6 protein-coding genes are annotated in these 6,808 nt (G+C 56.7%); 3 read left to right on the top strand and 3 right to left on the bottom strand.

The window, feature by feature from the left end; translation table 11 throughout:
- Nucleotides 1-1,417 precede the first annotated feature (1,417 nt).
- Nucleotides 1,418-3,079 (bottom strand): helix-turn-helix domain-containing protein, encoded by a 1,662-nt coding sequence (locus ACZM8Y_RS00095; RefSeq protein WP_482333124.1) that lies wholly within the window; start codon nucleotides 3,077-3,079, stop codon nucleotides 1,418-1,420.
- Nucleotides 3,080-3,417: 338 nt separating this feature from the next.
- On the opposite strand from ACZM8Y_RS00095, the gene ACZM8Y_RS00090 reads away from it, so the two are divergent.
- Complete coding sequence (locus ACZM8Y_RS00090; protein WP_482333128.1) at nucleotides 3,418-3,936, top strand: hypothetical protein; 519 nt, start codon at nucleotides 3,418-3,420, stop codon at nucleotides 3,934-3,936.
- Nucleotides 3,937-3,970: 34 nt separating this feature from the next.
- On the opposite strand, the gene ACZM8Y_RS00085 is transcribed toward ACZM8Y_RS00090, so the two are convergent.
- A complete protein-coding gene (locus tag ACZM8Y_RS00085) occupies nucleotides 3,971-4,849 on the bottom strand; it encodes a M48 family metallopeptidase (protein WP_487480112.1) in 879 nt (292 codons plus the stop codon).
- Between ACZM8Y_RS00085 and ACZM8Y_RS00080 the strand changes: the two genes are divergently transcribed.
- Nucleotides 4,837-5,013 (top strand): hypothetical protein, encoded by a 177-nt coding sequence (locus ACZM8Y_RS00080; protein ID WP_487480114.1) that lies wholly within the window; start codon nucleotides 4,837-4,839, stop codon nucleotides 5,011-5,013. The two genes, ACZM8Y_RS00085 and ACZM8Y_RS00080, sit on opposite strands and share 13 nt — an antisense overlap.
- A 280-nt stretch (nucleotides 5,014-5,293) precedes the next feature.
- Complete coding sequence (locus ACZM8Y_RS00075) at nucleotides 5,294-5,470, top strand: hypothetical protein (protein WP_489501474.1); 177 nt, start codon at nucleotides 5,294-5,296, stop codon at nucleotides 5,468-5,470.
- Here the strand turns inward: ACZM8Y_RS00075 and ACZM8Y_RS00070 are convergent.
- On the bottom strand, nucleotides 5,465-6,769 hold the full coding sequence (locus tag ACZM8Y_RS00070) for a chloride channel protein (RefSeq protein WP_308771519.1): 1,305 nt from the start codon (nucleotides 6,767-6,769) through the stop codon (nucleotides 5,465-5,467). The genes ACZM8Y_RS00075 and ACZM8Y_RS00070 overlap by 6 nt on opposite strands.
- Nucleotides 6,770-6,808: the final 39 nt, after the last annotated feature.

The raw sequence follows: 6,808 nt of genomic DNA, 5'->3' as shown, positions 1-6,808 counted from the left end.
CCCTCCCCCTCCCCAAACCCCACCCTCTCCCCTCCCAAGACTTTCGGCCGGTGGGGAGGCCGCGCGGAAGGAGTCCGTCCCGGCGGAAGCCGTCGCTGAAGCCCCTTCTCCTGTATGGGGGATGGTTTGTCGTGGCCGCATCCATGCCCTTAAACGGGGTTGGAGCCCTTCTTCCCGTATGGAAGAGGGTGGTGGGTGAGGTTGGGGATGTCCTTGCCGTGTTGAAGCCCCTTTCCATATGGGGATCGCATTACGCCTGCCGGAGTGGGAAAGAAGCTCAAGCCTTTCCAACATGGGAGATGGGTTTCTATTCCATCACCTTTCAGGTGTTGCGCAAAAGTAAGCGCCAGCCCCATCTGGGCTGGCCACGCTGTTCCATGCCTTGCGTCTGCCTTCCCGGTATGGGGGACGGCCTGACTCGACTCCCTGCCTGAAAAAATTCACCGCCTAGATTACGTTGTTATTTTGCATATAACTATTTAATTATGGCTGTGTTATAGAAAATGGTTGATACTTTTTTCCTTGAAGTTCCACAGGGATAACCGACAAAATGCCTTAGCCCTGTATTCCGCCAAGAGGAAAACCGGAAAAAAAGGCTGTATTTTCACAGCACTGTGGAAATGAAACAACCACAAACTATAACAGAGCCTTAATTATTTGGCTCTGTCATAGTACATGGTTGTTTTGTTTTAGCAATATACTGAAAATATATGCTTTTTCTCCAAATTCTCCGCTGGCGGGCTCTGTGATTGGGGGATTTTATTGGTTATTTCTTTGAAATTTCAAGGAAATAAAGCATCAACCGTTTTCTATGACACAGCCAATTATTTTTATAGCCTGAAAAATAGTTTGATAATTTCAATAGATTATATAATTAACAACATGACCTAGCCTTCGCATGGGAAGAGGCCAAGTCAGCCTCGCTGCCATAGCGAATGGGGAGCCTAGCCTTTCCCGTATGGAGAAAGGGTTGCTGTGGGCATAGGCCATCTTCTTCATGCCCGGTTTATTTCCCCTATAAGGAGGGGCCTAGGTTGTATTGTTAGTTATATATAATATGTTGAAATTATTATACATTTATATATAAAAATATTTTAACAATTTCAAATGGTTAAATCTCAAACGACGACACAGCCTAATACGGCAGGGCTTTGGTAATCCGGCAGGTCATTGGCTGGCATGAGTTAGCCTGCCGCTCTCGGTATGGAGAAAGGATTCTTGCCGACAAGAACGGTTCCGCAACCGGGCAATCCCGATTGCGGAACCGTTTTCGTCTTTTCTGTGATGGTGCTGAGAAAGGGCGGAAACGGAAGGCGTCCCGCAGGCCGGCAGCCACGGGGCCGTTTCCAGTTCCGGCATTAATGACGGAAAAGGGCTTCCGTGGGAGCCAAAGGCACGCCTTCGGCGGGCGGAGCGCCTACAGCGCGTTGAAGTCCCGCAGGTTCGAGCGCCCCTGAATGCCGAGCTTCCGGTAAATGCGGCGCAGGTGGACACGCAGCGTCGTCTCGGTGATGTTGAGCTTTGCGCTGATTTCCAGGTTTTTCATGCCGGTCTGCACCAGTTCGGCGACTTCGCGTTCGCGGGGCGTCAGTTGCTCAAACGGATCTTCCTGAATGGCCGGTACAAACGCCTCTTCCAGCGACCGCCTCGGCGCCGTGACCATCAGGTGCTGCAACGGGCGCCGGATCAGATACACGAAGAACAGGCCGAGAATGGCCCCAATGGTCAGCAAATGCATGAACAGCACATGCGAACTGAGGGAGCTGTTGTGGATATTGTCCACAAATTTCCACAGCAGATACCCGCCCATGGAACCAAACAGCGTCAGCAGGAAAAGCGCCTTGGACAACGTGCGGAACAGGAAACCGCTCCGCTGGAAAAACTGGTGCAGGACAAACAAGCCGAACGCGGCGCAGCAGCCGGAAGAGAGCTGCATGATATAAAAGGCTACGGAATTCAACGGCGGGGAAGGGAAAACCGCTGTCAGCAGTGAGCCGCACCCGAACAGCGACAGGCCAAGCATGGGAACCAGCAGCGAGTGGCTTGGGAAGAAGGCGATCAGCGACGACGCGAGAAAGGCCCCGGAAATTTCCCCCGACATGATGAGAAAGGCATGCCGCTCCAACGGGGGATCGGGCATCAGGTTGAAAGACACCATCGGGCAGCCGATTGAAAAATCAAGCAGTATCTGAACGCCATACATAATGGGGAATACGCACAAAACCAAATAGACGCTTCCCTGCTTGGAGAGGATGTCCAGATACGAAAAACGGCGCAGCAGCAGCCCGCGCAGCAAGACGCCCTTTACCCGAGGGCTGAACAGATGTTGGCGGTGGTGACGCCGGACACGCCTCCTAATGTCGTCCGAAGGCGGCATAGCAAAGAATATCAACGGGATCGAAAGAAGGGGAAACAGCATCCTGAAACGGGCCAGCGACTCCGTCGGAGCCGCATCCAAAAGCAGGGAAATAGCGATGCTGAACGTGATTGCCAAGCCGTAGGAGATGCAGCTCCAGACGCCGGGCAGCAGGGTCAGGAGCACAAACCAAAGCAGGCCGAACAAAGCCGAAACAGTCCCAAGCAGCCACGGCATGAGCCCTTTCAGGCAAGGCGGCAGGAAAAACGTCAAGAGAAGCAGGAGCAGGATGGCGGAGATTTGGGCGAGGATGAGGGGTGTGCTTAAATAGATGCGTTCCCTTATGGCCGAAGGGAACAGTGCGCTGTCGGCGTTCGGAAGAGGTTTCCGGCGGAAGGCCACGCGATCCAGCGGGAATGCAAGAAAGAGGCGCTCCATGACGGGGCAAAGCGCAAGCAGCATAATCATCTTAAAGAAAATGCTTCCCGACAGCGTGCCGAAAAAGCCGAACGGCGTCGGCATGCTCACCGCCTCGAAGTAATCCCGGAGCCACAACCTGTGCATTGATGGAAGCCAGTCCCACCCTGCGGACATAGCGAAACCAAGCGCCGCCGTAAAAGCTTGAACGCAGCTCATGACCTGTTTCTCCCCGGAAGGAGCGGCAGACGGCGGATAGGTTATGATTTCATCAAACTCGGAAACATTGCGTTCCTGATGTCTCATGTCAATATCCATCTTTGGTGTAGAGGGTCCCCCGAGCGTGGTCTTCCCACACTCCCCTCATGGCCCGGCGCTGTCCTACGCCAAAGCCCATCCAGCGTGTTGCCCCTCCGGCATCCAGCCGATTACGGAAACAGCACCCATTCCGTATGTCCCGGAAGGTGTTCCCGAATTGTGTCCCTATGCGAATGTGCCCAGAAAAGCACATGCGCTGATAAAGATCAACAGTAAAACTATATCTAATATACTATTTCACAATTTTCCCCTCTTCAAGTAATGGACGCCTGCCGGGGATTCTGCAACAAAGAGCCGATCGATCCTAATAGCCGCCGAGGAAAACCGTGCCTTCCAACATGCCCGCCGAACCCAATTCCCTTCTGCCGCAGCTTGGCCCTTCCGGGCCTGAAGGGCTCCGGCGCTGTGCCAGAAACGTCCGCACACGCTGGAAAATCCTGCTCCCGCTCTCTGTGTGTTTCCTGTTCGCCGGGCTTGCCGGGCTTTCTTTCAAGCCGGATCGGAGGCCCGATCTTCCTTTGCTCCAGAAGCGCTTTGAACTGCTCATGACATGGACGCTTCCCGAAATCCATTGCGACGACATGCACCTTTCCGGGCTGCGCAAACAGGGGAAGGAATGGCTTGCGACCTATCGCTTCGTGGTCTACGCCACACAAGGCTCAGAGGCCTCTCCCGTCATCAGGGCCCGCCTCAAGCGGCGTTTCCCCGAGTGCGGCGAGCTGCTTTTCCAGACCGGAAAAGCCTGTACGGTGGAAGAACGTGTCCGTTTCATCCCCGTCCAGCAATATGGCCTTGTCCCGGAAAAGGTCGTCCTCGATCACCCTGAGCTTCTTTCCCAGATGTAGCCGCCCAAGGCGGCTTTCCGGGGATGCGGCGGCATCAGTTGAGCACGAGCGGCGACCAAGCTTCAAGCTCCCTCTGGACAGCCTTCCAGTTGGGCAGCAGCCGCTCAAGGACGGCGTAATACCGCTGACTGTGATTATGTTCCTGCAAGTGCGCTATTTCATGGAGTAAAACGTAATCGAAGCACTGCGGGGGCGCTTTGATGAGATGCGTATTGAGCGTAATCACCCCGCTTCCCGTGCAGCTTCCCCAACGACGCCGCATCGTGCGCACGCGCCATGTGGGAACCGTCGCGAGCCAAGGGATACGGGGACATAACTCTGCTAACCTATACGCTATATGCTTTTGTATTTGAGCCTTATACCACAAGAGAAGCTGTTTGTGTACCGTCTCGGGATCGTCCGAATCCACTCTTAGGTGAATAAGTTGTGATCTTCCAGTAACAACGGACTCCCCAACTTTTTCATCGGAGGGCAAAAATTTTTTTCCTGCGCCGCATATAACGAGCTGAAGCCGACAGTAGGCCCCTAAAAAAAGATGCTCCTCGCCGTCTGTGTAATGTAACGGAACCGGCTGCGGATAACTCTGTATTTCACGTAAACGATCTAAAATCCACCCCCCTCGTGACTGAATGGCGGTGAAAGCCGCCCTCCGGGGCAAGCGTGGGGGAAGGACGACTTCCACCTTCCCCGCGCGGGTTACCCGGATAAGCGTGCGCTTGCGACGGGCCGATCCCCGGCGGATGGTAAAAGCGATGGATTGCCCGTTCCAGGAAAGGTGTTCGATACCTTCCTCACGGCCTTCGGCTGGTTTATGGGCAAAGCAAGAGAACCGCACGGAACACTCCTTGAAAGCAGGGAAAGGGCGCCATAAGCGGAATAACGGGGCCCTGTCATAGTTATATGGTTGTTTCATCTCCACAGGACGGTGAAAATACGGCCTTTTTCTCCTGTTTTCCCCCTGGCGGGATCTACGGCAAGGCATTTTGCCGGTTATTCCTTTGGAACTTCAAGGAAAAAAGCATCAACCATTTTCTATGGCGCAGCCATAACGCAAAGAACGGAGCAGGCCCCTTATAGCCGGATACGTTCGCGGAGAAAGCCGCCCTCCGGGGCAGGCGTGGGGGAAGGACGACTTCCACCTTCCCCGCGCGGGTCACACGGATGAGCGTACGCTTGCGACGGGCCGATCCCCGGCGGATGGTGAAAGCGATGGACTGCCCGTTCCAGGAAAGGTGTTCGATACCCTCCTCAGGGCCTTCGGCTGGTTTATGGGCAAAGCAAGAGAACCGCACGGAACACTCCTTGAAAGCAGGGAAAGGGCGCCATAAGCGGAATAACGGGGCCCTGTCATAGTTATATGGTTGTTTCATCTCCACAGGACGGTGAAAATACGGCCTTTTTCTCCAGTTTTCCCCTTGGCGGGATCCACGGCAAGGCATTTTGCCGGTTATTCCTTTGGAACTTCAAGGAAAAAAGCATCAACCATTTTCTATGGCGCAGCCGTAACGCAAAGAACGGAGCAGGCCCCTTATAGCCGGATACGTTCCTTGAGGGAATCATAAACAGGGGGGCAGCGCAGGAGGCTGGCGACCTTACAGGCGATCAGCCCCGCGAGCAGGCTGCCCGGAAGGCAGGTGTACGTACCCGACATCTCCGTGACGAGGACAACGCCCGTCAGCGGCGCGCGTACCGTTGCCGCGAAATAGCTCACCATGCCGAACAGCACATACGGCTGCGCCGAACCGGACGCCAGCCCATGCGCCGCCAATGCCGAGACGGGCAGATCCGCCCAGAGCCTCCCCCACAGCGCGCCGAGGCACAGGATAGGCATAAGGAGGCCGCCCGGAATGGCCGCGACGGTGCTGTATTGGGCGAACAGGTACTTGAACGCCAGCAAAAGGAGAAGCGTCTTCAGGGCCACATCGTGCTCGCCCACGAAGATGATCAGGCCCTCCCCCCCGCCGATCAGCAGGGGCGCGAACAGCGCGAGGCATCCGGCAAGCAGCAGCGGCGGCAAGGCCCTCCAGCGATCCGGGATCAACGTCTGCCCGGCCTCCCTGTCGTGGAGCCACAGGAGGGTCTTGTTGTACCCTACCCCAAGCACCCCGAATACCGCGCCCTCCAGCGCCACGATCCAGAAGGAGGACAGCGGAGGGGCCTCGAACCCGGCAAAAGGAAGGATGCGCCCCATGCCGAACACGATGCGGATCATGAGGTGCGCGCCAAGGGCCGCCGCGCACGCCGCCACCAGCAGCGAAGCATCCCGCCGGGACTTCATTTCCTCAAAGGCGAACAGCACCCCAGCGGCGGGCGCGCCGAAGGCGGCGGCAAGGCCCGCCACGGCCCCGGCCACGACATAAGGGCTCCCGGTCAGGGCGTGCGGGGCCGAGGGCCTCCAAAGCGCATGGAACCCCGCGCCCACGGCCCCGCCCATCTGAATGCTCGGCCCTTCCCGGCCAAGGGCAAGCCCGCCGAACAACGCCAGCCAGCTCCCCAAAAATTTTGCAGACAGCACGCGCCACCATGTGAAGGAAAGACGCCCGGCCAAAGCCAGCTCCGTCTGCGGAATGCCCGAACCGCTGATGAGCGGCTCCTCCCTGACGATACGCCGGAGGATCACGGCCAGCGCAGCCAGCACGCCGAACCAGATCGGTATTGTCCACCACACCTCACGCCAACCTTCCAGCCAAAGCGCCACACGCGCCGCGGCCCGATCGTGGGACAAACGGAGAAGGCCGACCACGCACCCGGCGCAAAGCCCAACCGCCAACCCGCGCATGGCCAGCATGGGCAGGACGGACTTTGCGGATGCGGAATAAATCGGATTGGACATGGAACCTGCTCCTTGTTCACGCCCCCCACACACAGGAGG

It is taken from the genome of Bilophila sp. (assembly GCF_057864385.1).
This window is presented reverse-complemented; position numbering and strand designations above follow the sequence as displayed.

What these genes read in the sequence shown, in the direction of transcription:
- ACZM8Y_RS00095 (WP_482333124.1), bottom strand. Translation starts at nt 3,079, where the DNA reads ATGAGACATCAGGAACGCAATGTTTCCGAGTTTGATGAAATCATAACC.
- ACZM8Y_RS00080 (WP_487480114.1), top strand. Translation starts at nt 4,837, where the DNA reads ATGGTTGTTTCATCTCCACAGGACGGTGAAAATACGGCCTTTTTCTCC.
- ACZM8Y_RS00085 (WP_487480112.1), bottom strand. Translation starts at nt 4,849, where the DNA reads ATGAAACAACCATATAACTATGACAGGGCCCCGTTATTCCGCTTATGG.
- ACZM8Y_RS00075 (WP_489501474.1), top strand. Translation starts at nt 5,294, where the DNA reads ATGGTTGTTTCATCTCCACAGGACGGTGAAAATACGGCCTTTTTCTCC.
- ACZM8Y_RS00070 (WP_308771519.1), bottom strand. Translation starts at nt 6,769, where the DNA reads ATGTCCAATCCGATTTATTCCGCATCCGCAAAGTCCGTCCTGCCCATG.